This window comes from Streptomyces olivoverticillatus (genome assembly GCF_014203555.1).
Classification (GTDB): domain Bacteria; phylum Actinomycetota; class Actinomycetes; order Streptomycetales; family Streptomycetaceae; genus Streptomyces; species Streptomyces olivoverticillatus.
In genome coordinates, this window is record NZ_JACHJH010000003.1 from 487,335 (window position 1) to 510,156 (window position 22,822).

Here is a 22,822-nt window from a genome sequence, read left to right on the forward strand (position 1 = left end):
GCAAAAAGGCCCGGATCGCCGCATTCACGACAGCACGCGGCCGCACAGACCCACCAGAAGACGTCGATCGAGGCATGACGGCAGCCTACGAGAGGGCACTGACAACGCGATCCGTGTCGGCCAGATCAATCAGGACGGTTTCCGCCCCAGCAGCCACCAGATCCGCCGCGGTACTGCGCCCCGTAGCCACCCCGACCGCACGAACCCCATTGGCCAGCGCCGCCCCCACCCCGGCCGGAGTGTCATCGACCAAAACCGCATCCGACGCCGACAGGCCGGCCCGCTCCAGCGCGATACGCACCAGCTCGGCACGCTCCTCCGCGTCCTCGCCGTAGGCGCCGCTCTCCCACCGGATATGCCGGTCGAGACCGAAGACGCCCAGCTTGACCTCCGCCACAGGCCGCACGTTGCCGCTCACCACAGCCTGCTCGACCCCCGGTAGCGCAGCCAGAGCGTCCAGCGCCGCCGCGGCCCCGGGCAATGCGTGCCCCCGCTCCCGCAGCTCCGCGGCCCGCTGCAGGTGCGCCTCCGCCAGCGCCTCGGCGAAGCGCTCGAAATCCTCCCCGCTCGTCGCCAGGCCGTGCAGCCGCGCCGTCTCCCGGAAAATCACCGGCTCAGTCAGCCCGTCGATCCTCGCCTGCCGCTCCATCCGCCGGCCCGTCACCCGCTCAAACGCGATGCCTGACAGCTCCCGGCCCACCCCCCGGGTATCGATCAGCGTGTGGTCGATGTCCCACAGCACGATCCGACGCAGCCCCATACATCTCCTCCCACCAGCCAGCCCAGCGATGCTGTCACACGAACGAGCCCTCCAGCTGACTACCAGCCACCGCACAGCGCTACCGTGAACTCGCCCACAGATCAACCATGTAGGGGGCCAACTGTGGCCAACCAGGCGGCGTCCATCGGCGCCCGCATCCGCTACTGGAGACACCGCAACGGCGGCCGCTCCCAAGCCGCTATCGCCGGCCTCTGCGGCATCACCGAGGACTACCTCTCCCAGATCGAACGCGGCCGCAAAACCCCCGCCCTCGACGTCCTCCTCGCCCTCGCCCGAGAAATCGGCGTCCCCATCACCGCCCTCCTTGAGGAACAGGCCCCCGCCACGCCGGAGGAGACGCCCACCGTCGCGCCTGACGTCGCCGCCGTCCTCATGGGATACCGCACGCCACCCCCCACCGCTGCAGCGAACCCAGCATCCCTCCGCGAACGGGTTGAGACGGCGTGGCGCAGCTGGCAGACATCACCGAACCGCTTCACCGAAGCCGCCGCCATACTCCCGGGGCTGCTCGCGGACGTCGAATACGCAGTGAGCTCCCACCGAGAAGCCGCGGACGCCTCTGCCCGCCGTGACATCCTGCGCACCGCCGCTGACCTCTACGGACTACTCCGCTCCTACTGTCGCCGTACAGGCCGCCACGACCTCTCCCTCCTCGTCGCCGACCGCGCCTTACGAGCAGCAGAAGACGCCGACGACCCCCTCCGCATCGCCGCCGCCCAATGGAACCTCGGCCACGTCCTCCTTGCCGCCGAGCCTGAAGGTGCTGAGCAGGTCGCCACCCTCGCCATCGAGCATCTCGCCACTACCCCGCAGACCACAGAATCACGGGCACTGGCCGGCGCCCTAGGCCTGGTCACCGTCACCGCCGCCGCCCGGCGGCGCGACTGGTGGACCGCCCGCGAACGCCTCGAACGCATCGACCAGGACGGCAGCAGACTCGGGGAGGGCAACGCCTATTGGACGGTCTTCGGCCCTACCAACATTGAGCTGCACGGCCTCAGCATTGAGATGCTCGCTGGCCAAGCCACTGACGGACTCCGACGCGCAGACAGCATCGACATCAGCCGCGTCCCGTCGCTTGAGCGCCAGTTCACCTTCACCCTCGAAGTCGCATGCTGCTACGACCTCCGCCAGGAAGACGCCGCTGTCCTCGTCCACCTCCTCGACCTCGAGCAGTTCGCCCCGGAGGACTTAGTCCACAACGCGGGCGCCCGCCGCCTGGTCGCCCGCCTCCGTGCTCGAGCCCGCCCCACCTACCGACGCCAGATCGAGGCCCTCGCCGAACGCATCAGCCTCGACCACCACCCAGACCAGTAGACAACCCGGTCTGACAGACCGGGGAGCCAACCCCCGCAGGGCCTACCGTCACCCCACCCAAAGCCCTGCGAGGACAACATGTACGGCAGCGACAGAACACTCGCCAACCCTGACAGCCCTCAGCTTGCGCCAGTGGGGATCCAGTGGGACGCCATCCGCACAGACCGGTACACCGGCCTGGCGGCTCTGGCGGCAATGCAAAAACTGGGCGACAGCGCCGGAAACGTCATCGTCGACCCGGCCGCCCGCCGCATCTACCTGCTCGTCCCCGTCGGCACCGCTGACACATGGCGTCACGCGGACACCCAACCCCTGGGAGCCGGCAGCTATCTCACCCTGCCCTCCCAGAGCCACACCGCACCTCCCGGCCCCTACTGGCTCTCGCCACCCGGGCCACGATGGCGCCTCACCAACCCGAGCACCCTCCAGGCCGCCCTAGACGCGCTGCGCGAGTCTGGCACTGAGCCTTTCCGCGCCGGGATGCCCTTGTCACGGGACGCACGCGGCGACGCCTACATCACCGCCGAATGCAGGCTCGGCCGGCACGCCTACTGCCACGGCAACACGGACATCCGCCGCGCGGGAGCACCCGTTTGGGAAGCTCCAGTCGAACGACTCCGCTGCGGATGCCGATGCGGGCACCCAGCTCAGCGCGACGAGTCGTGTATCACCCACGAATGGGGGTAGCGGTACATGCCCAAGTGGCATATGTATTGCCTGATCAGAGAGCGATGCGCCAGCGATCGACGGGCAGCACGATGTCGGCTGCCTGAACGGGGGTCCCAACCGTGTCATACCGCACCCGCTGCAACAGGAACGCTGCAGCACCCGCTGTCAGGCCCGTGAGCTCTGCCTCCTGCACGGTGATTCTGTGCACCTGCACCTCGCACCGAAAGGACGCGTGCGGTCGACGCCGACCATGGCGCCAAGTTGTGCATGCCCCCACTGTCACGCCCTGCGCGTCAACCAGCTCGACAGCCTCCATGGCTAGCCGCGAACCCACCGGCACTCCCAGGCGCAGCGCCAAATCCTCGATGGCTGATGGTCGTCCCTCCCTGCGTCGCGCGTCCCGCGACGCAGGCCAGTCGGCATCCGGATTGGTAAGGGTGCGCACGGCCGGAGGGTAGGCCACTGTCGGTCGCGCCCGACGCACTCCCTCCAGTAGGCCGTCGGTGCGCAACTTCGCGATGGCGCCCTCGACGACCCCACGGCCAACGCCGTATTGGGTCTGCAGCTGGGCGTGCGAGGGAAGGCGGCATCCAGGGGGCCACTCGCCAGCCTCGATACGTGCACGGAGACGGGCGGCGAGCCGCTGGTACGGCGCACCCATCGGACCCCCACAGCGAACGATCTTGTAAGGTCACGCTATGAGGGTCGCTAAAATCTTCCGCACGGAAGACCTCGATGAACCGTCGAAAATTGCCCCTGAGCTGTGTAGATTGCGATCCGTGCCGCGACGCCGCTAGCTGCGTTGAACCAAGCTTCCCGTCTACTGGTGAGGAACAGCTGGGGCGGTCATCCGTTGATCAGGTACCCCCTAGGACGCGTCGGGGCCGCAGCCAGGCTGCCCCGCCTGATCGGTTCCCGACGCCAAAGCGAGCCCCCCGTCGCGTACAGACGGGGGGCTCGCATGCATGTCTGACCAGCGAGAACACCATGATCAATTGGGCGATATTCGGGAGACGATCACCTGGGCTGACAACGCGGGAGAGCGGGTCTAAGCGTAGTTAGAACGAGAGTCACCGACTCGCCGCACCGCAAGGACCAGGTATGAACGCGGACTTCACCCAGTCCCACCTTGTCAGAGTGGGTCTGGGAAAGCCGCAGTACACGGCTTGAACCTCCCCCAGCAGGAGTTCCTACCGTACCGGCGAAGGCGGACGGTCCGAACAGGGGACCGGCCGTGGACCACGGCGTACGAGGAGACGTTCATGACGGCATTCATCCTGGTACCGGGCGCCCACACCGGCGGCTGGATCTGGCGGGAAGTGGCCGACCGGCTGCGGGAGTCCGGGGGCCAGGCCCATACCGTGACGCTGACCGGCATGGGCGACGACGCGCCTCCCGCCGGCCCCGGCACGGACCTGGAGACGCACATCCAGGATGTGGTGCGGCTGATCGACCGGGTGGACGCGCCGGAGGTGGTGCTGGTCGGCCACTGCTACGGCGTCCACCCGGCGCTCGGCGCCGCCGACCGGCGCCCGGAGCGGGTCGCCCGGATCGTCTACGTGGACACGGCCGTGCCCCAGGGCGGCGCCCCCGCCCTGGAGCTGGTGCCCGATCAGACGGTCCGCGAGCTGCTGCGGCAGCGGGCCGAGAAGGGCGAGGACGACGGGCAGCTCCCGCCGCCGGCTCCGGACGCGTGGCAGAGCTGGGGCAGCGTCGCAGACATCCCCGAGGATGCGCTGGCACAACTGGCCGAGCGCGCCGCACCGCAGCCCCTGGCCACCCTCACCCAGCCGCTTCTGCTGTCGGGCGCGGCCTCGAAGCTGCCGACGACCGGCATCCTCTGCACGGCCAATGGGTCGAGCATCGCCATGATCGAGATGTTGGTGCGGCTGGGCGACCCGCGCCTTACGGCGCTCACCGAACCTTGGGTGAGGTTCTTCGAACTCGGCACCGGACACTGGCCGATGCTCTCCGCCCCCGACGAACTGGCCCGGGTGCTGCTCGGCGCTGCCGCGGACGAAGGCTACCGGCTGTCCCCGGCGGAGCAGCCTGCACACCTCCGCCCCTTCCTCCTGGACGTGCCCGAGCGGCCCCGCGAGCGGGTGGGACGCGTCGATCTCTATCTGCCCGACGCCGATGGCCCCCGTCCGGCGGTGGTGTTCGTCCACGGCGGCCCGGTCCCCGCCGACATGCGGCCGACGCCGCGGGACTGGCCGTCCTTCCTCGGCTACGGCCAGTACGTCGCGAACAGCGGAGCGGTCGGCGTGACGGTCGACCACCGGCTGCACGACCTCGCCGACTACGAGCGGGCCGCCCAGGACGTCGCCGAAGCGATCGAGCTCGTACGGGCCGATCCGCGCGTCGACGAAGACCGCGTCGCGCTCTGGTTCTTCTCCGGCGGCAGCCTGATGTCGGCGGACTGGCTCGCGACGCCCCCGCCGTGGCTGCGGTGCCTGGCCGCGACCTACCCGGTCCTCGCCCCGCTGCCGAACTGGGGCTTCGCCGGCTCCCGCTTCCGGCCCGCGACCGCCGTGCGCACCGCGGGCCGGCTGCCGATCGTGGTGACCCGGGTGGGGCTGGAGATGGCGGAGATCGCGGTGACGGTCGAGGAATTCCTCACCTCCGCCGCGGACTGCGGAGCCGACGTCGAGGTCGTCGACGTGCCGAACAGCCACCACGGCTTCGAGACGATCGACTACACCGACGAGGCCCGCCACGCCGTGGAGCACGCGGTGCGGTCCGTGCTGGGGCACCTGCGGGGCTGAGGCCCCTTCGAGCGTCCGACGGATCCGTACCCGAAGGGCACTGCGGCAGCTCTCAGACCCCGTCGTCGGACATCGCCGCGGACACGGCCTGCGCCCCGCTCGCCTCGCCCAGCGTCCAGCTGGCCAGCAGGCGCAGCGATTCGGCGGAGGCCGTGCCGGGCTCGGCGTGGTAGGTGATCAGGTGCTGGTTCTGGTCCGCGGGCAGCACCAGGGTCTCGCACGAGAGCGTCAGCGGGCCCACGACGGGGTGGTGCAGCTCCTTCATGCCGAAGCCCTTGTCCTGCACGTTGTGGGTGGCCCACAGCGAGCCGAACTCCGGGCTCTTGACGGACAGTTCGCCGACCAGCGACGCCAGCTGGGGGTCGTCGGGGTAGCAGCCCGCGTAGAGCCGCAGGCAGGCCACCGTGTCGGCCGCCTTGCGGTCCCAGTCCACGTACAGCTCGCGGGTGGCCGGGTCGAGGAAGAGGAGCCGGGCCATGTTGCGCTGCTGCGGCGGCAGGGCCGGGAAGTCGCCCAGGAGGGCGCAGGCCAGCCGGTTCCAGGCGATCACATCGGTGCGGCGGCCGAGGACGTAGGCAGGGGTGTTGTCCATGGTGTCGAGGAGGTGCTGCACCGAGGGGCGTACGCGCTGCGGGCGGCCCGGGCCCGGCGGCTTCTTGCCGCACGGTCTGGCCAGGTGGTCGAGGTGGTCCCGCTCGGCCCGGCCCAGCCGCAGCGCGTCGGCTATCGCGTCGAGCACTGCCGTGGAGACGTTCTGTCCCCGGCCCTGTTCGAGCCGGGTGTAGTAGGCCACGCTGACCCCGGCGACCTGGGCGAGTTCCTCGCGGCGCAGACCCGGCACGCGGCGGCGGCCGCCATGCGGCGTCAGGCCCACGTCCTCGGGCCGCAGCCGGGCGCGGCGGGAACGGAGGAACTCGCTCAGTTCGGTGCGCTGGTCCATACCCACCAGTATGCGGGTGGTGTTTCCGGGCCCAGGGTGGTCCTGCCAGTGGTAGGAACGGCAAGCGTAGGCTCAACGGAGTTCTGGCTACGCCCACCGGGCCCCGTGATGATCGATGTCATGACGCACACCACTGTCCACGCATACGCGGCCCCTGCCCCCAAGGCTCCCCTGGAGCGGACCACCATCGAGCGCCGCGCGCTGGGCGAGCACGACATCCTGATCGACATCAAGTTCGCCGGCATCTGCCACTCCGACATCCACACCGTGCGCGGCGAGTGGGGACACGAGACCTTCCCCATCGTCCCCGGCCACGAGATCGCCGGCATCGTCGCCGAGGTCGGCCCCGGCGTCACCCGCTACGCCCCCGGCGACCGGGTCGGCGTCGGCTGCTTCGTCGATTCCTGCCGGGAGTGCGACAACTGCCGCGCCGGCCTTCAGCAGTACTGCACCGGCGAGTCCGGCCCGGTCGGCACGTACGCTGCGACCGACCGTGACGGCGAGTTCACGCAGGGCGGCTACTCCACGCACATCGTCGTGGACGAGAACTACGCCGTGCGCATCCCCGAGGCCCTCCTGCTGGACGCCGCCGCGCCCCTGCTGTGCGCCGGCATCACCCTCTACTCGCCGCTCGCCCACTGGCAGGCCGGTCCGGGCAAGAAGGTCGCCGTCGTCGGCCTCGGAGGCCTGGGCCACATGGGCGTGAAGATCGCCCACGCCATGGGTGCCGAGGTCACGGTGCTCAGCCAGTCCCTGCGGAAGAAGGACGACGGCCTGCGGCTCGGCGCGGACCATTACCACGCCACCTCCGACCCGGCCACCTTCCTGGCCCTGGCGGACACCTTCGACCTGATCCTCAACACCGTCTCGGCGGATCTGGACCTGGACGCCTACCTGGGTCTGCTCAAGACCGGCGGCACCATGGTGCAGCTCGGCGCCCCCGAGAACGCCCTGACCGTCTCGCCCGGCTCCCTCTACCGCAGGCGCCGGTCCTTCGCCGGCTCGATGATCGGCGGCATCCCGGAGACCCAGGAAATGCTGGACTTCTGCGCGGAGCACGGCATCGCCTCCGAGATCGAGCTGATCCCCGCCGACCGGATCAACGAGGCGTACGAGCGCGTGCTGGCCAGCGACGTCCGCTACCGCTTCGTGATCGACACGTCCACGATCTGAGCCCTTCGCAGCGGGCTCGGAGCGGGCGCGCGGCCGGGGACCTCAGTCCCCGTCGCGCGTCCGCCGGTCGTCCTCGGGTCCGCCGCCGGTCTCCTCGCCGCGGGCCTCGTCCAGCTCGCGCATGCGGCGGTGGACGGCCTCGCGCAGGCTGTCGGCTTCCGCCTGCTCGCCGGGCCCGGGCGCACGGCCGGCGGCCAGCCGGTCCATCAGCCGGTGCAGCTGCTCCGCGCGGGCCTTGCTCTCGTCGGCTTCCTTGCCCATGACGGCACCTCCTCGGCGGGGCAGGTCCACGGCCATTGTCCCGCGCCTCAGCTCTCCCAGGTGCCCTCGCCGATGTCTCCGGACAGCACCGCGTCGATCCGGGTCCGCCAGCCGTCGGCGCGGGAGGCGGTGGACTCCTTGACCCGGGCCGTCAGGGCCTTGGCGTCCGAGAAGCGCTGCGACTGCGGGCCGTCGGAGGCGATCCGCTCGTTGGTCTTGGTGTGGGCGTCGATCGCCGACCGCAGGCTGCCCGTGCGCTTGGCCAGCTGGCCGAGGTCCCGGAACTGCGGCTGGTCGGTGCCGAACCAGATCTGCTGCCACCAGTGGTCCGTGACCGGATCCCGCCAGCTGAGGTAGCCGCCGGGCAGGATCCTGCGGGGGCCGTCGAGGTTCCCGCCGAAGCTGTAGCGGACGCTCGGCGCGGACACCGGGTCGTAGAAGTGCGGCGTGATGAAGTCCGACACCAGCAGCCCGTTGATCATGTACCCGTACTTGGCGTCCTCCGGCGGGTCGGCGATCTCCACCAGGAACTCCACCACCCCTTGGTCCGGCTTGGGCGACTGCCCCGACACCAGCCGGTTTCCCCAGGGGTCCCCGAGCATCTCCAGCATTTCGTGACTGGCGGTCAGCGACCAGCTGTCGCTGTACTTGACGAGCGAGAACGGCTGCCCGTTCTTGTCCATGTGGACGCCCGCCGCCCCCGGCGTGCCGATGTCGTCCTTGACGATGACGGGCCAGTAGCCGACCGGGACGTCCTCCAGCTTGTCGAAGGCGTCGACGGTGGCGGGGACCCCCCACAGCGGGGTGAAGTCCCGGGTGGCCTGCTTCTGCAGGGCCGCGGCGACCCGGCTGAGCTGGGAGGAGTCGATCCGCGTCGTCTCCGAGACCAGGGCGAGCTGGGTGAGGAGCATGGGGGAGTTCCGTCCTTTCAAAGGGGGGAGGGGCGTCCGGGCGCTCAGTGCCCTTCGTCCAGGCCGAGGCGCCTGCTGATGCGGGCGTGACCGCGCGCCAGCCACTGCGGAGCCCACCAGTTCAGCCGCCCGGCCAGCACCAGACATGCCGGTACGAGCACGCCGCGCACCAGCACCGCGTCGACCAGCACCGCCGTCGCCAGGCCCGCCCCGAGCAGCTTCAGCATGCTCACCCCCGACGTGACCAGCGCCCCGGTGACCACCGCCACCGCCAGCGCCCCCGTCGTCACCAGCCGCCCGGTGCGCGCGACGCCCTCGACCACCGCCCGCCGGTTGTCGCCGGTGAGCGCGTAGTGCTCCTTGACCCGCGACAGCAGGAAGATCTCGTAGTCGATCGCCAGGCCGAAGGCGATGGCGAACATGAGCAGCGGCATGCTCATCTCCAGCGTCCCGGTGACCGTGAACGCCCCGAGCGCCTCCCGCAGATGCCCGTCCTGGAAGACGCACACCATCGCCCCGAAGCTCGCCCCGAGGCTCAGCGCCCCGACGACCAGCGCCTTCACCGGCAGCAGCACGCTGCCCGTCAGCAGCAGGAGGAGCGCCCAGGTCGTGGCGGCGGCGATGAACGCGGCCAGCGGCAGCCGCTCGCGCACCGCCTCCCGGGTGTCAGCCAGCGCCGCCGCCCGCCCCGTGACCAGCTGGGAGCCGCCCGGCCCCGGCAGCGACCGCAGCCGGTGCACCAACTGCTGCCCCGCCTCCGACTGCGGGTCCTCCGAACCGGCCACCGACAGCACAGCCCCGCGTGCGAACGACGAGCCCGCGGGGCTGCGCATCCAGGCCGTCCGCCCCACCGACGTCAGCCCCTCGACGCCCTGCCGGTACGAGCGCAGCGCCGCCGCGTCCCGCGCCGGGTCCGCGTCCGGCAGCACGACGGTCAGGATCCGCTCGGTGCTGGTGGCGAACTCGTCGCGGATGGCCTGTGCCGTGCGGTGCGCCTCGGTCCGCGCGGGCAGCACGCGCTCGTCGCACAGCCCGAAGTGGGCGTGGGCGAAGGGCGTTGCGAACATCACCAGCACGAGCGCGCACCCGCCGCCGTAGTACAGAGGCCGCCGCATGACGACGCGGGCCACGGTGTGCCAGGCGGGGCTGTCAGCGCGCGGCGGACCCGCAGCGCGCCACCGGGGGAGCAGGGACAGCGGGTCCCAGCGGTCGATGCGGTCGCCGAGGAGCGTGAGCACCGGCGGCACCAGGAGTGTTGCCGCGGCCGCCGCCAGCAGCGCGACGGCGATCCCGGCGCAGGCCATGGAGCGCAGGAAGGGCAGCGGCAGCACCAGCAGCGCCGACATCGACAGCGCCACCGCGCAGGCGGACACGGCCACCGTGCGGCCCGCCCGGCGCGCGGTGCGCCGGACGGCGGGCCCGACGAAGCCGCCGCGGGCCAGCTCCTCCCGGTAGCGGGTCACCAGGAACAGCCCGTAGTCCACCGCGAGCCCGAAGCCCAGGGCGCTGGTGAGGTTCGTGGCGAAGACCGACACGGGCATGAGGCAGGTCAGCAGCCGCAGCAGCGCGAAGGTGCCGACCACGGAGACCCCGCCGATCACCAGCGGGACGAGCGCGGCCACCAGCGAGCGCAGCGCGATCACCAGGATCAGCAGCGTGACGGGCGCCGCGACGAGCTCGGCCCGGATCAGATCGCGATGGCTGACGTGATTGGCCTCCACGCTGACCCATGCGGGGCCGGTCGCGGAGACGTCCAGCACGCCGTGGTCGCCGGTGAGCGGCGGCACGAGGGCGGCGGCGGTCCGCGCCGCGTCCCGGTCGGCGCCCGTGAGGTCCACGGCGACGAGCGCGGCCCGGCCGTCCTTGGCGCGCAACGCCGGATCCTGCGCCCCGTCCGTCCAGTACGAGTGCACGCTCGCCACCCCGGAGGAGCCCAGCAGCTCCCGGGTCAGCCGTACACCCTCGGCCCGCGCCTGCGCCGTGTCGACGCCGCCGGGGGCGCGGACGAGCAGGACCAGGTCGGGGTTGCCGGCGCCGAAGCGGTCGGCCAACAGGTCGCCGGCGCGGGCCGATTCGGTGCCGGTGGCGGTGTAGCCGCCACTGGCCAGCCGTCCGGCCGTGCCGGAGCCGGCCACCGCCAGCAGTGCGGTCAGTACTCCGGCCAGGGCCAGCACGAGCCAGGCGCGGCGGCGTGCGAAGGTGCGGACGTCGGCACGGCGGGCGGCCCTGGCGGCGGCCGATGCGGCGGCCAGGGCGGTCCGGGCGTCCTGCGGCGACGTCACGCTGTTCGGAAGAAGAGGACGGCGTTCTGTCCGCCGAAGCCGAACGCGTTGCTGAGTGCGCCTTCCATGCGGTGGCTCCTCGGTTTCTTGGTCACGACGTCGAGATCGATGGCCTCGTCGAGCCGGTCGAGGTTGGCGGTGGGCGGGATGAGCTGCCTCTCCAGCGACAGGACGGTCGTCGCGGCGTCGACGGCGCCGGCTGCGCCCAGCGAGTGGCCGATCGCGCCCTTGAGGGAGGTGACCGGGGGAGGGGTGCGGAAGACGTTGCCGAGCATCAGTGCCTCCACGCGGTCGTTGAGGGGCGTCGAGGTGCCGTGCGCGTTGACGTGGTGCACCTCGCAGCGGTCGGCGCGGGCGTCGGCGAGCGCCGCGAGCAGGGCGCGGCGCGCGCCCGCGCCTTCGGGGTCGGGCCGGGTGGGGTGGTAGCCGTCGCTGGAGGCGCCGTAGCCGCAGAGGTGGCCGCGGACGCGGGCGCCGCGGGCCCGGGCGTGCTGCGGGCGTTCGAGGATCAGGACGGCCGCGGCCTCGCCGAGCACGAATCCGTCGCGGTCGGCGTCGAAGGGGCGGGAGGCGCCTGCCGGGTCGTGGCGGCGCTGGGAGAGCGCCTGCATCCGGTCGAAGGTGGCGGACGCCATGGGCAGGCGCGCGCAGTCGGTTCCCCCGGCGACCGCGATGTCACAGACGCCGGTGCGCAGCAGGTCGCGCGCGAGGCCGATCGCCGTGGCCCCGGACGCGCACGCGGTGGAGGCCGTCAGACAGGGTCCGAGCGCCCGCAGGTCGGTGGAGACCTCGCCGGCGGCCATGTTCGGCAGCGAACGCACCAGGGCGGTGGGCGAGATGGCTCCCACCCGCCCTTCGGCCAGGTTCCGGTACTCCTTGGGCCACTGGTCCCCGCCGATGCTCCCGGAGCCGATGACGACCGCGACCCGGGTGCCGTCCCAGGCGGCGGTGTCCAGCCCGGCGTCCTCGACGGCCTCCCGGGCGGCGACCAGCGCCAGCTGGATGAACCGGTCGTTGCGCCAGGTGAGCCGCTTGCCCAGCAGCGCCGGGCCGTCGAAGCCGGGTACCTGGCAGGAGAAGTCGACGGGCAGCCCGGCGAGATCGGCATCGCCCCGCGCCAGTCCGAAGCCGGCGCACAGCCCTTCCCAGGTCGCCTCCCGGCCGATGCCGGCCGGGGTCACCATGCCGATCCCGGTGACCGCGGCCTCCCGTTCGCTCACCTGGCGGGCCCGGCCAGTGCCGTGGGTTCGGCCCGGTCGGCGGCCACGGCTTCCGGGCCGGCTCCGGACTCGGCCACCAGTCGTTCGAGATACGCGGCGGCTTCGCCCAGCGTCGTCCCTTCGGGCTCCTGACGTAGCGTCACCTGCAGGTGGTCCTCGAGGAGAGTGATCATCTCGACCCGGGCGAGCGAGTCGATGTCGAGCTGCTCGAAGGTCGAGTCCGGCGTGATCTCCTCGGCGGGGACGCCGAAGTGCTCGGTGAGCAGATGAGCCATCAGGTCGTAGACGGGTTCCATCGATCGTTCTCCTCGATCGGGGGGCCGGTCGCCGAGCGCCAGGCATATCTCGTGTCTAGTGCCATAGCACTCTTTTCCGGTTGTCACGTCCGAGCAGCCTCCCCCGGCGGGTGCCGCCAGGTCCGGCGACACGCGCGCCGCGAGCGGCCGGGTCACCCGTCCGATGCCATGGCCCCGCCTGTGCCGCAGCGGGCGCACCGATGGCCGGGCGCCGGTGCCGTGATGGCATGCTGACAGCGTGAACCGACCTGAAATCCGCCTCAGTTTCGCCCCCGAACTGCACCTCTTCGTCGCCCCCGAGCGGCGTGGCGGCCCGACGACGCTCGTCACCGACGGCTCGTCGAGCCTCGGGCACGTCGTGGAGTCGCTCGGCGTCCCGCTGACCGAGACCGGCGGGCTGCTGGTCGACGGGCGCGAGGTGCCGCCGGCGCACGTGCCGCTCCCGGGCGAGACCGTGGAGGTACGGGCGGTCGCCCGGCCGCAGGCGGTGCCCGGGGCCCCGCTGCGGTTCCTGCTCGACGTGCACCTGGGCACGCTCGCGCGGCGGCTGCGGCTGCTGGGCGTCGACGCCGCGTACGAGAGCGACGACATCGGCGACCCGGCGCTGGCCGCGCTCTCCGCGGCGGAGCGGCGGGTGCTGCTCTCGCGCGACCGCGGACTGCTGCGGCGCCGGGAGATCTGGGCCGGCGCCTACGTCTACAGCGACCGGCCCGACGAGCAGCTGCGCGACGTCCTGGGCCGCTTCACCCCGCAACTGGAGCCGTGGACGCGGTGCACGGCCTGCAACGGTCCGCTGCAGGACGCCGACAAGGACGCGGTGCGGGAGCACCTGGAACATGGCACGCAGCGGACGTACGACGTCTTCGCCCAGTGCATGCTCTGCGGGCGGGTGTACTGGCGCGGCGCGCACCACTCGCAGCTGCAGACGATCGTCGACGACGCGGTGCGCGAATTCGGCGCGGCGGCCGCATAGCGGGGCGCACCTTTCAGCTGCGCATTTCAGCGGTCTGAGGCACGCTGGAGAGGTACAGCAGGAGGTGGACGGCATGCAGACAATCGTTGGATGGCACGTCGAGGTCGAATTCGAAGAGGTCGAGAAAAGAACGCGGGCGGCGGCCATGCTGCGGCTCCCGGACGGCACCGAAATGCGGGCCCGTGCGCACGCCACCCGGCATCCCGACGACCCCGAACAGCTGCGGGTCGGCGAAGAGGTCGCCGCCGCCCGCGCCCTGAATGAGCTCTCCCGCGAGCTGCTCGACAAAGCGGGGCGCGACATCGAGGAGGTCACGCACGTGAAGGCCCACCCGGCCATGTGAAGCACCTCGTGGCGTGCCGTGTACCGAGGGTCCGAGGGCGGTAGTTTTTGCCCGTCCTTTTCCTCGGTGCCGGGAGACGCGGTCGTGTTCAAGGGATTCAAGAGTTTCGTGATGCGCGGTGACGTCGTCACCGTGGCCGTCGGCCTGATCATCGCCCTGGCATTCTCGACCCTGATCAAGGCGTTCACCGACTCCGTGATCAGTCCGATCATCGCCAGCATGCAGGGCGGGCGCGCGCTGGGACTGGGCTGGCAGCTCGGTCACAAGGGCAACAAGGCCACGTATCTCGACCTGGGTGCGTTCATTTCGGCGGTCATTTACTTCCTGATTTTCATGGCCGTCGTCTATTTCTTCATCGTCGTGCCGTACAAGCACGTCCAGGCGCGCCGCGGCATCACCGTGTTCGGCGACCCCCAGCCCCTCAAGGTCTGTCCCGCCTGCCTCTCCGACGACCTGCCGGCCGCCGCCGTCACGTGCAGGCACTGCGCCTCCGAACAGCCGCCCGCCGCGGGCACCCGCACCCCTTGAGGGGCTCCGCCGACCGGCGGGAACGACTTTCGTGACCCCCAGGCACGACCTTCGGTGAACGTCCCGGGTGCGCGGCCGTGCCTAAGGTGCGGGCATGAACGCGACATCCTGGGCCCGTGACCTGTGGCGACGGCTGACCGAGCCGGGGCAGTGGTCCCGGCGCCGGGCGGCCGGAGAGTGCCTGCTGGCCTTCGTCCTCGCCGTACTCGCCGCCTGGGGGGAGTACGTGACCGGGCACGGCTGGGTGCGGGCCGTCGCGGTCGCGGTCGCCGTCGCCGTCCTGTCGGTGGTGCGCCGCGCCCTGCCCGCCACGGCGCTCGTCGCCGCGGGGCTGCTGTGCGGCGGCACCGAGGGCGGCGGGCTGCTGCTGCCCGTGGTGGCCTGGTCCGCCGGGGCGCGGATCACCGGCGTGCTGCGCGCCCTGCTGGCCTTCAGCGCCTCCTTCGCGCTCTACGCCGCGCTCGTCGTCTGGATCGCGCACCCGGGGTGGGTGTGGCTGGCGGTGATGCACACCCTCTTCTTCCTGGTGTTCGCCGTCGTACCGGGGCTCGCCAATCGCTACTGGACGCAGCGCCGCACCCTGCTCGACACCCTGCGCGAGCGCAATGCGCAGTTGCTGCGCGAGCGGCAGATGATCGCCGGGCAGGCGCGGATGCGCGAGCGGCAGCGCATCGCCCAGGACATGCACGACAGCCTCGGTCACCAGCTGGCCCTGATCGCGGTGCAGACCGGCGCGCTGGAGGTGGACCGCGAGCTGACCGGGCGGCAGCGCGAGGCGGTCGGCGTGCTGCGCGAGGCGTCGGTGGCCGCGATGCAGGAGCTGCGCGAGGTCGTCGGGATCCTCAAGGACGGCACGCACGACGAGGGGCAGCCCGCCTCCAGGGTGGTGGCCGGCATCCAGGGGCTCGTCGACGCGGCCGCGGCCGCCGGAATGCGGGTGGGGCTGGAGCGGACGGGAGAGGCCCGCCCGCTGGCGCCCGCGGCCGATCACGCCGCCTACCGCGTGGTGCAGGAGGGCCTGACCAACGCGGCCAAGCACGCCCCGAGTGCCTCGATCACCGTCAGCCTGCGCTACGAGCCGGACTCCCTGGTGGTGGAGGTGGCGAACGGGCCGGCGCCCGAGGGTGCGGGCGGCCGGGCGACGGCCGGCGCCGTCAGTGGCGGGCAGGGGCTGACCGGCCTGCGGGAGCGGGCCCGGCTGGTCGGCGGCATGGTGTTCGCCGGGGCGGTGGAAGACGGCGGATTCCGCCTCGCGGCCGTGCTGCCCTACGACTCCGCGGAGGCCCGGGAAGCCCGCGAGGCCCGGGAGACGACCTTGGTCGACGGCGGGGGCGACTTTCGGCAGCAGTCCTGGGCGGCTGGGCCCGGCGAGGGTGGAGCGGTCATCGACCTGCTGGATCCGCGCGAGGAGTTCAAGGACATCATGAGCACGAAGAAGAGCAACGGCTGCCTGCTCGGCTGCGGCATCGCCCTGCTGATCCTGGTGGCCCTGGCCGTGGCGGCCTTCTTCGGAGTGAGCAAGGCCATCGACGAGACCGACAAGGCGATGGTGGACCCCAGTGTCTACGCGTCGGTGAAGGTCGGCGACCCCGAGGATCAGGTGCGCGAGAAGCTGCCCTCGGGCAAGTCCGTCCTCGTCTCCGACCTCCAGGGCAAGGGCCCGGCCGCACCGGCCGGTGCCACCTGTCTCACCCTGCTGTCCAAGGGCGGTTCCACCGACGTGAATACCGACACCGTTGACCGCTTCTGCTTCAAGGACGGGAAACTGGTCGAAAAGCGCGAGTTCGACGTCAAGAACTGATCAAGGACTCAACCAATTCCGAGCAACAGTGAGCAGGAGACCAGGTGATCCGCGTCATCGTCGCCGACGACGAGCCCCTCATCCGGGCGGGCATCAGGATGATCCTCACCTCGGCCGAGGATATCGAGGTCGTCGCCGAGGCGGCGAACGGACGCGAGGCCGTGGAGCTGGCGCGGCGGCACCGGGCGGACGTCGCCCTGCTCGACATCCAGATGCCCGTGATGGACGGGCTGGCCGCCCTCGCCGAACTGGGCCGCACCGCACCCGGCGTCCGCGCCCTGATCCTGACCACCTTCGGCGAGCGCGACAACGTCCTGCGGGCGCTGCGCCAGGGCGGCGCGGGCTTCCTGCTCAAGGACTCGGCGCCGGCGGAGCTCATCGGTGCCGTCCGGGCGGCCGCGGCGGGCGACGCCTACCTCTCGCCCGCGGCCACCCGGCACGTGGTCGACTCCCTGGCGGCCGGCCCGCCCGCCGCCCGCGGCGAGGAGGCGCAGCACGCCCTCGCGAATGGTGTTGTAGAACTGCCCGATGGAGGTCCAGCCCTCGTCGGCGGGGGTCGCCGGGTGTCCGGGCGGCTCGGCCACGTACTCCGGCCGCTCGATGGTGAGGAAGGTGTCCAGCGCTTCGGTCCCGAAGTGCCGGAGGGCGACGGGCACTTCGTCGCGACTGTAGGGCAGCCGGGCGGGGTAGCCGGTGACGAACGAGGAGTGGGCCACCAGGGGCGTGCCGTCGACCGCGTTGAGGAGGTTGGCGACGAGTGTCATGTGCAGCATCTCTTCGAGCACGACGGCGCGGATGGCGTAGAAGGCGGGCCGGTTGGCGCCGGGGCGCAGCGAGTACATGCCCGTGAGGTAGGGCGGGATGGTGAGGTGCTCAAGGGTCAGTGCGGCCTGGAGGAAGACGTGGAGCTCCGTGCGGTCGCGCGGCACGTGGAACGGCGGCTCCGCGACGCGGTGAAGCCCTCCCGTGATGCCGGGGGTGCCGGTCATGGCCGTCCCTTCGGTCGCGTGCGGAGGGCCGCCGGGCGGTGCAGGCCGGTCAGGTCGCGGTGGATCTGCTCGCAGCTGCGCAGGGCGAGGGCGGCCATCGTCAGTGACGGGTTGGAGGTGCCCATCGAGGGCATGCTGCCGCAGCCGACGGCGTAGAGGTTCGCGTGGTCCCAGCAGCGCTGCCACGGGTCGACCACGGAGGTGGCGGGCGAGTCGCCCATGACGTGGGTGCCCGCGCCGTGCCCGGCACCCTGGAAGACGTAGTCGCGGTCGCCGAAGCGGAACCAGCCGGGCGCAAAGGGGCCGGGGGCGTAGGAGGTGTGGTCCTCGGCGCCGAGGAGGGCGAAGACCCGGTCGGAGACGGCCTTGGCGGCGGCGATGCCGCGTTTGACGTGGTCGGAGAGGTCGTAGGTGAGGACGGGCCGCAAGTTGCCCAGCAGGTCTCGGTGGGCGGGGTCGACGGTCACCCGGTTGCGGGGCTCGGCGTCCTGTTCCATGGCGAACTGCAGGGTGAACTGGCGGCCGACGCGGTGGCCGAGCGTCTCGCGCAGCCGGGCTCCGAACAGGCCCTTGCCGCGCGGCTGTCCGGGGTCGCCGGTGATGCCGAGCAGCCGGGCCACGTCGCTGTCCGGGGAGCCCGCGGGCCAGCCCCAGCCCCAGTTGCCGATCTCGATCCGGAAGGGTGCGCGCTGCCGCCGGGCCGCTCCGGTGCGGAAGCTTTCCAGGCCGGAGGTGGAGCCGGGGCCGCGGAAGGGGCCCGTCGGGCCGTCCAGCAGCCCCCAGGTGAGCAGCGTGGGGTGGTCGAGGAGGTTGCGCCCCACCTGTCCGCTGCGGTTGGCGAGGCCGGAGGCCAGCAGGAGCCTGGCGTTCTCGATGGAGTGGGCGGCCAGCACGACGAGGTCCGCCTCGGCGGTGCGGGTGACGTGGGCGGGGGCGGAGGGGTCCTCGTACTGCCGGTACTCGACGCCCAGGACGCGGCCGTCGTCGCCGACGAGGACGCGGCCGGCCACGGCGCGGGTGACGAGGGTGACGCGATGGTTCCAAGTGACCTGCGTTTTGAGGGGGTTGTACTTCGCCTGGACCGGGCAGACCGGGACGCAGGAGGCGTTGCCGACGCAGCGTTCGCCGTAGTCGGGCAGTCCGACCGCGCCCGCGGGGCGGTAGCCGCGCCCGCCGTCGTGGCGGGGGTCGGGGGTGCTGTTGCGGGCGTGCGGGGTGGTGACCACGCGCAGGACGGTGTCCGTGCCCGCGTCGGCCACCGTGGCCCCGTCGAGCCGTGCGGCCAGCATCCGGTCGAGGTGGCTGCGGGGTATCTCCTTCATGGGGTAGGCGTAGCCGTCGGGGAACGGCAGGCCGATGGCGTCGTGCTGTTCGGCGGCGTCGCCCGCGACGCCCAGCGCCTGCTCGGCCGCGCGGTAGTACGGCTCCAGGTCGCCGTAGTCGAGGGGCCAGTCGCGGCCGTAGCCGTAGGTGCTGCGGACGGCGAAGTCGTCCGGGTGCATGCGCAGCGCCAGGCCCATCCAGTGCAGGGCGGTGCCGCCGGCCGCGCGCAGGTAGTCGCTGGCGTAGGGCAGGGCGCCGTTCTGGACGAAGTAGCCATTCGCCCGGTAGCCGCCCGCGGGCAGGCCTTCGAGGTCGAGGACGCTCGGGGAGGGTGCGGCGGCGTTGGGGCGGTAGGGCGCGTTGGGGACCTTCGCGGGGGCCGCGTAATAGGTGTCGAGGGCGTCGAGGTGGCCGGGCCAGGTGTCCAGGGTCCGGGTGCCGGCTTCGAGGACGAGGACGCGCCAGCCCTGTTCGGCGAGCTGACCGGCTACCAGCGAGCCTGCCATTCCGGCGCCCACCACGATCACGTCGTGGCGCTGCGCCGCGTTCACGCGGGGCATCCCTCGGCGGGCGGGTCCGCCCATGTGCCGAACCCGGGCGCCTTCGCCCCCGGCGGATGCCCGCCGAAGGTCCGCCAGACCAGCCCCTCGGTGTACGCCTCGGGCGAGACCACGAAGGCGGCGTTGGCCGTCTCCCGGCCCAGCTCCCGGTGGGTGGAGCGGGCCAGTTGCGGCCAGACGCCCAGGTACCACAGGTGGGTGACGGCCCGGGCGATGTCCCGTGCGGTCTCGTCGGCGAGCGCGTCCGGATCGCCTCCGGCGGCATCCATGGCATCGATGAAGCGGGCCACGGCGGCGCGGCCCACTTGGCTGATGGTGGTGTCGTGGTACAGCCGGACCATGCCGGTGGCGCGCAGGGCGAATTCGTCGAAACCCGTCAGTTGCCCGGAGATGGCGACGAATCCTGCACATTCCGCTTGTGCTGACTTCGGGAGATCCATCCGGTACCCACCCAACTGTGAGACTTCTGCCTTTCTAGCGCAGAGTCCGCATTGGGTGAAGAAGGGGTTTTCCCCGGACCTACCGCTGCACCAGATCGCTCGGATCCGTGTTGGCCCCGCACACCACCACAGCCACCGTCTCCCCTTCCGACGGGACGTACGGCCCCGATGCCTCCACGGCCGCGAGCGCCGCGGCGGCCGCGTGCTCGACCGCCAGCCGCCGCTCGTCCCACAGCCCCTGCCGCGCGCGGACGATCGCGCTGTCGGGCACCAGCACCGACCGCACGTCCGCCTCCCGCGCCACGGCAAGCGCCGTACGGGACACCCGCCGCGCGCCCAGGGCGTCCGCCGCCACCGAATCCACCGCCACGTCGACGACGCGCCCGGCCTCCAGCGCGGCGTGCAGCGCCCGGCAGTTCTCCGGTTCGACGGCCACCGTCCGCACCCCGTGGTGCCGGGCGGCCGTGGCGACGCCCGCGAAGAGCCCGCCGCCGCCGACCGCCACGACGACCGTGTCCAAGCCGGGGATCTGCCGCCGGATCTCGTCGAGGAGGGTGCCGGCGCCCGCGGCGATCAGCGGATGGTCGTAGGCGTGGCTGGCCAGCGCGCCCGTCGTCCGCTCGAAGTCCCGGCAGGCCGCCAGCGCCGCGGCGTACTCGGTGCCGACCAGCCGTACGTCCGCGCCGTAGCCGCGGAGTTTGGCGACCTTGACGTGCGGGGCGTTCTCGGGCAGGAAGACGGTGGCCCGTACACCCTGCCGGCGCGCGGCCCAGGCGCATGCCAGTCCCGCGTTGCCGCCCGAGGCGATGGTCACGCCCGCTTCGGGCAGGGTGCCCGCCTCGCGGTGGGCGGCGAGGAAGTTGTGGGCACCGCGCGCCTTGAAGGAGCCGGTGTGCTGCATGTGCTCCAGGGCCAGCCAGACACCGGAGTCGTCCCGGGTGACGGTGACGGGCCTGACGTGACCGGACACCCGGTCGGCGGCGCGCTTGACGTCGTCGTAGCTGAGGCGGTGGTGCACGGTGTCTGCTCCTTTGCAGGGAGGGGTCACTTCGACGATACGGCGCCCTCTCCCGGGCCGGTCGCGCCGCCTGGCCGGAAACGGGCGGACGCCTAAGGCGTGCCGGCCCCGAGCAGCACACATGCCGCTTCGCGGGCCTGAACTGCCGCTTCGGCGTCGCCGGAGAGGGCCGCGGTGGTGATGGCCCCTTCGGCGAGCAGCACCAGATGGTCCGCCAGCGGCGCGGCGGCGCCCGCCTCGGCGACCAGAGCGGCCAGATAGGCCCGGAAGGCATCCTTGTGGGCGCGGGCCGCGGCGGCCACCCCGGGTGCGGTGGCACCCAGCTCGCCGCAGGAGTTGACGAACGCGCAGCCCCGGAAGCCAGGTTCCGCGAACCAGTCGCCGAGCCAGTCGAAGACCGCCAGGATCCGCTCGCGCCCCGGGGGGCGGGCGTCGGCGTACTGCCGCAGCGCGGCGCGCCAGCGCTCGTCACGGCGCCGCAAATACGCCTCCACCAGCGCTTCCTTGGAGGGGAAGAGCTGGTAGAGCCGCTTGAGCGAGATGCCCGAGGCACTGCGGATCGCATCCATGCCCACGGTCTGCAGGCCGCGGGCGTAGAAGAGCTCCTCGGCAGCGTCGAGGGCCCGGCCCGCCAGCGCCTCCTGTGTCGCCGTCTCCATGCGGTCATCCTCCCCTTGCCCGAGAACCATCGTTCTCCTACGCTACCCGATCATGTGGAGAACGCTCGTTCTCCGCGCGAGGAAGAACATCGAGGGAGAGCCATGCCCGACAGCAAGCCGCCGCTTCCGCCGTTCACCGCCGAGACGGCCCGGCGCAAGGTCCAGGCCGCCGAGGACGCCTGGAACAGCAGGGACCCCGAACGGGTGGCGCTCGCCTACACGGTGGACTCCCAGTGGCGCAATCGCGACGTGTTCCTGTGCGGCCGCGAGGCGATCACCGAGTTCCTGCGCGAGAAGTGGCGGCGCGAGCTCGACTACCGGCTGCGCAAGGAGCTGTGGGCGTACACCGACGACCGGATCGCCGTGCGCTTCGAGTACGAGTGGCACGACGCCGAGGGCCGGTGGTTCCGCAGCTACGGCAACGAGAACTGGGAGTTCACCCCGGACGGCCTGATGAGCAAGCGCTACGCCTCCGTCAACGACGTGCCGATCGCGGCGAGCGAGCGGCGCCTTGCCCCTCGGTGCGGGCCGTTTGCCTGACCGGCCGGGCGCGCCGCCGGGGCGGGGGCCCGGCGGCGGCCGATGCTGTGCGCGTGAGACGTCTGTGGGCCGCGATGCTGACGGCGGCGCTGGCCGTGGGGACTTCACCGGGTACGGCATCGGCCGGGAGCGCGCGCCGTGCGGCGGCCTCCCCCGTCGTGGCGGCCGATCAGGCCACGCGGGCCGTCCATGTGCTCGACGGGGGGCTCACGCAGTGGGACGCCGGGGGCGACAGCCGCGGGGTGCTGTGGTCGTGGAGCGCCGACGGGCAGCAGGAGCTCGGGGACCTGGATCCCGACTCCTCGTGGACGAACCCCAGCGAGGCGAAGTTCCGGGAGCTGGACGGGCGGCGCTATCTGCTGGCGACGGCCTCGGGCGGGCTGGCCGCGGTGGTGGGCTATCCGGACCGCGAGGTGTACTGGGCGGCCGACACCGGCACCGGCAATGCGCACAGCATCGACCTGCTGCCGGACGGGAACGTGGCGGTCGCGGCCAGCACCGGCGGCTACGTACGGCTGTACGCGGCCTCCGCCGGACCCCGCGTCACCCGGCATGCGCAGGTGGCGCTCGCGGGTGCGCACGGGGTGCACTGGGACCCGGGGACGCGGCTGCTGTGGGCGCTGGGGTCACGGGAGTTGGTCGCGCTGAAGGTGTCGGGGTCCGCGGGCGACCCGGCGCTTTCGGTGGCCCGCCGGGTCGACCTGCCCACCCGCAACGGACACGACCTGGCCCCGGTGCTCACCGCGCGGGGCCGGCTGTGGGTGACGACCGCCTCGGCCGTGTACCAGTACGCGACGGCACAGGGGCGCTTCGTGTCCTACCCCCTGCAGTCGCGGATCAGCGGTCCGGGCGTCAAGAGCATCGGGGACGACCCGAGGACCGGGCAGGTGCTCCTCGCCCGGCCCGAACCGGGCAACCCCTGCGACTGGTGCACCTCGACGCTGACGCTCTACCAGCCCGACGGCACCCGCACCCTGCTGCGCGGCGGAGTGTACAAGGCGCGCTGGTGGACCACTGCCCGCGGGCAGTGAGC

General features: G+C 72.1%; 21 protein-coding genes and 2 pseudogenes. 10 read left to right on the plus strand and 13 right to left on the minus strand.

From position 1 onward, the window contains the following. Positions 1–85: 85 nt before the first annotated feature. Positions 86–760, minus strand: coding sequence for an HAD family hydrolase (locus FHS39_RS12865; RefSeq protein WP_184349456.1), 675 nt, complete (start codon positions 758–760; stop codon positions 86–88). Between the two features lie 123 nt (positions 761–883). Between FHS39_RS12865 and FHS39_RS12870 the strand changes: the two genes are divergently transcribed. After that, positions 884–2,098 (plus strand): helix-turn-helix domain-containing protein, encoded by a 1,215-nt coding sequence (locus FHS39_RS12870; RefSeq protein ID WP_184349457.1) that lies wholly within the window; start codon positions 884–886, stop codon positions 2,096–2,098. A gap of 721 nt (positions 2,099–2,819) precedes the next feature. On the opposite strand, the gene FHS39_RS26060 is transcribed toward FHS39_RS12870, so the two are convergent. After that, positions 2,820–3,428, minus strand: coding sequence for a GntR family transcriptional regulator (locus FHS39_RS26060; protein WP_184349458.1), 609 nt, complete (start codon positions 3,426–3,428; stop codon positions 2,820–2,822). A gap of 601 nt (positions 3,429–4,029) precedes the next feature. Between FHS39_RS26060 and FHS39_RS12880 the strand changes: the two genes are divergently transcribed. Continuing rightward, positions 4,030–5,532 (plus strand): alpha/beta hydrolase, encoded by a 1,503-nt coding sequence (locus tag FHS39_RS12880; protein ID WP_184349459.1) that lies wholly within the window; start codon positions 4,030–4,032, stop codon positions 5,530–5,532. A gap of 52 nt (positions 5,533–5,584) precedes the next feature. Here FHS39_RS12880 and FHS39_RS12885 read toward each other — a convergent pair whose 3' ends face one another. After that, complete coding sequence (locus FHS39_RS12885; protein WP_184349460.1) at positions 5,585–6,472, minus strand: helix-turn-helix transcriptional regulator; 888 nt, start codon at positions 6,470–6,472, stop codon at positions 5,585–5,587. 120 nt (positions 6,473–6,592) lie between these two features. On the opposite strand from FHS39_RS12885, the gene FHS39_RS12890 reads away from it, so the two are divergent. Next, positions 6,593–7,645, plus strand: coding sequence for an NAD(P)-dependent alcohol dehydrogenase (locus FHS39_RS12890; RefSeq protein WP_184349461.1), 1,053 nt, complete (start codon positions 6,593–6,595; stop codon positions 7,643–7,645). Between the two features lie 42 nt (positions 7,646–7,687). Here FHS39_RS12890 and FHS39_RS12895 read toward each other — a convergent pair whose 3' ends face one another. From FHS39_RS12895 to FHS39_RS12915, 5 genes are read right to left on the minus strand one after another with little or no spacing between them, the layout of a single operon-like run. Next, a complete protein-coding gene (locus FHS39_RS12895; protein WP_184349462.1) occupies positions 7,688–7,906 on the minus strand; it encodes a hypothetical protein in 219 nt (72 codons plus the stop codon). A 47-nt stretch (positions 7,907–7,953) separates the two neighbouring features. Then, positions 7,954–8,817: a hypothetical protein gene (locus FHS39_RS12900; RefSeq protein ID WP_184349463.1), complete on the minus strand. Its 864-nt coding sequence runs from the start codon at positions 8,815–8,817 to the stop codon at positions 7,954–7,956. A gap of 44 nt (positions 8,818–8,861) precedes the next feature. After that, positions 8,862–11,099, minus strand: a complete 2,238-nt coding sequence (locus FHS39_RS12905) for an MMPL family transporter (protein WP_184349464.1) — start codon at positions 11,097–11,099, stop codon at positions 8,862–8,864. Further along, on the minus strand, positions 11,096–12,319 hold the full coding sequence (locus FHS39_RS12910) for a beta-ketoacyl-ACP synthase II (protein WP_184349465.1): 1,224 nt from the start codon (positions 12,317–12,319) through the stop codon (positions 11,096–11,098). The genes FHS39_RS12905 and FHS39_RS12910 overlap by 4 nt, the downstream gene beginning before the upstream one ends. Further along, positions 12,316–12,615 carry an acyl carrier protein gene (locus FHS39_RS12915; protein WP_184349466.1) on the minus strand — a complete coding sequence of 100 codons (300 nt, stop codon included), beginning with the start codon at positions 12,613–12,615 and terminating at the stop codon, positions 12,316–12,318. Before FHS39_RS12915 ends, FHS39_RS12910 begins: the two co-directional genes overlap by 4 nt. Positions 12,616–12,853: 238 nt before the next feature. Between FHS39_RS12915 and FHS39_RS12920 the strand changes: the two genes are divergently transcribed. The 5 genes and pseudogenes from FHS39_RS12920 to FHS39_RS12940 form a co-directional block, all read left to right on the plus strand. Further along, positions 12,854–13,588, plus strand: a complete 735-nt coding sequence (locus tag FHS39_RS12920; RefSeq protein WP_184349467.1) for a Mut7-C RNAse domain-containing protein — start codon at positions 12,854–12,856, stop codon at positions 13,586–13,588. Between the two features lie 73 nt (positions 13,589–13,661). Then, the gene (locus tag FHS39_RS12925) at positions 13,662–13,931 is read left to right on the plus strand and encodes a DUF1876 domain-containing protein (RefSeq protein WP_045932994.1); all 270 of its coding nucleotides are present in this window, start codon (positions 13,662–13,664) and stop codon (positions 13,929–13,931) included. 84 nt (positions 13,932–14,015) lie between these two features. Next, entirely contained in the window at positions 14,016–14,459 is a 444-nt protein-coding gene (locus FHS39_RS12930) for an MscL family protein (protein WP_184349694.1), read from the plus strand. 94 nt (positions 14,460–14,553) lie between these two features. Continuing rightward, the gene (locus tag FHS39_RS12935; RefSeq protein WP_184349468.1) at positions 14,554–16,260 is read left to right on the plus strand and encodes a sensor histidine kinase; all 1,707 of its coding nucleotides are present in this window, start codon (positions 14,554–14,556) and stop codon (positions 16,258–16,260) included. A gap of 44 nt (positions 16,261–16,304) precedes the next feature. Then, positions 16,305–16,763: pseudogene (locus tag FHS39_RS12940) on the plus strand (response regulator); the annotation flags it as partial. Between the two features lie 33 nt (positions 16,764–16,796). On the opposite strand, the pseudogene FHS39_RS25415 reads toward FHS39_RS12940, so the two are convergent. From FHS39_RS25415 to FHS39_RS12965, 5 genes and pseudogenes are all read right to left on the minus strand, one after another. After that, positions 16,797–17,249, minus strand: a pseudogene (locus FHS39_RS25415) (ferritin-like domain-containing protein); the annotation flags it as partial. Further along, complete coding sequence (locus tag FHS39_RS12950; RefSeq protein ID WP_184349469.1) at positions 17,246–19,132, minus strand: GMC family oxidoreductase; 1,887 nt, start codon at positions 19,130–19,132, stop codon at positions 17,246–17,248. The gene FHS39_RS12950 and the pseudogene FHS39_RS25415, both read right to left, overlap by 4 nt. Next, complete coding sequence (locus FHS39_RS12955) at positions 19,120–19,572, minus strand: hypothetical protein (RefSeq protein WP_184349470.1); 453 nt, start codon at positions 19,570–19,572, stop codon at positions 19,120–19,122. Before FHS39_RS12955 ends, FHS39_RS12950 begins: the two co-directional genes overlap by 13 nt. A gap of 79 nt (positions 19,573–19,651) precedes the next feature. After that, positions 19,652–20,590, minus strand: a complete 939-nt coding sequence (locus FHS39_RS12960; RefSeq protein WP_343069545.1) for a serine/threonine dehydratase — start codon at positions 20,588–20,590, stop codon at positions 19,652–19,654. A gap of 92 nt (positions 20,591–20,682) precedes the next feature. Then, positions 20,683–21,249 carry a TetR/AcrR family transcriptional regulator gene (locus FHS39_RS12965; RefSeq protein WP_184349472.1) on the minus strand — a complete coding sequence of 189 codons (567 nt, stop codon included), beginning with the start codon at positions 21,247–21,249 and terminating at the stop codon, positions 20,683–20,685. Positions 21,250–21,351: 102 nt separating this feature from the next. Here FHS39_RS12965 and FHS39_RS12970 point away from each other — a divergent pair, with 102 nt between their 5' ends. Next, entirely contained in the window at positions 21,352–21,789 is a 438-nt protein-coding gene (locus tag FHS39_RS12970) for a nuclear transport factor 2 family protein (RefSeq protein WP_184349473.1), read from the plus strand. A gap of 53 nt (positions 21,790–21,842) precedes the next feature. Next, positions 21,843–22,820: a DUF6528 family protein gene (locus tag FHS39_RS12975; protein ID WP_184349474.1), complete on the plus strand. Its 978-nt coding sequence runs from the start codon at positions 21,843–21,845 to the stop codon at positions 22,818–22,820. Positions 22,821–22,822: the final 2 nt, after the last annotated feature.

Bases quoted from the DNA above. Each gene is read 5' to 3' on its own strand.
- FHS39_RS12890 (WP_184349461.1), top strand. From the start codon at position 6,593: ATGACGCACACCACTGTCCACGCATACGCGGCCCCTGCCCCCAAGGCT.
- FHS39_RS12965 (WP_184349472.1), bottom strand. From the start codon at position 21,249: ATGGAGACGGCGACACAGGAGGCGCTGGCGGGCCGGGCCCTCGACGCT.
- FHS39_RS12955 (WP_184349470.1), bottom strand. From the start codon at position 19,572: ATGGATCTCCCGAAGTCAGCACAAGCGGAATGTGCAGGATTCGTCGCC.
- FHS39_RS12895 (WP_184349462.1), bottom strand. From the start codon at position 7,906: ATGGGCAAGGAAGCCGACGAGAGCAAGGCCCGCGCGGAGCAGCTGCAC.
- FHS39_RS12865 (WP_184349456.1), bottom strand. From the start codon at position 760: ATGGGGCTGCGTCGGATCGTGCTGTGGGACATCGACCACACGCTGATC.
- FHS39_RS12885 (WP_184349460.1), bottom strand. From the start codon at position 6,472: ATGGACCAGCGCACCGAACTGAGCGAGTTCCTCCGTTCCCGCCGCGCC.
- FHS39_RS12970 (WP_184349473.1), top strand. From the start codon at position 21,352: ATGCCCGACAGCAAGCCGCCGCTTCCGCCGTTCACCGCCGAGACGGCC.
- FHS39_RS12900 (WP_184349463.1), bottom strand. From the start codon at position 8,817: ATGCTCCTCACCCAGCTCGCCCTGGTCTCGGAGACGACGCGGATCGAC.
- FHS39_RS12915 (WP_184349466.1), bottom strand. From the start codon at position 12,615: ATGGAACCCGTCTACGACCTGATGGCTCATCTGCTCACCGAGCACTTC.
- FHS39_RS12880 (WP_184349459.1), top strand. From the start codon at position 4,030: ATGACGGCATTCATCCTGGTACCGGGCGCCCACACCGGCGGCTGGATC.
- FHS39_RS12925 (WP_045932994.1), top strand. From the start codon at position 13,662: ATGCAGACAATCGTTGGATGGCACGTCGAGGTCGAATTCGAAGAGGTC.
- FHS39_RS26060 (WP_184349458.1), bottom strand. From the start codon at position 3,428: ATGGGTGCGCCGTACCAGCGGCTCGCCGCCCGTCTCCGTGCACGTATC.
- FHS39_RS12935 (WP_184349468.1), top strand. From the start codon at position 14,554: ATGAACGCGACATCCTGGGCCCGTGACCTGTGGCGACGGCTGACCGAG.
- FHS39_RS12950 (WP_184349469.1), bottom strand. From the start codon at position 19,132: ATGCCCCGCGTGAACGCGGCGCAGCGCCACGACGTGATCGTGGTGGGC.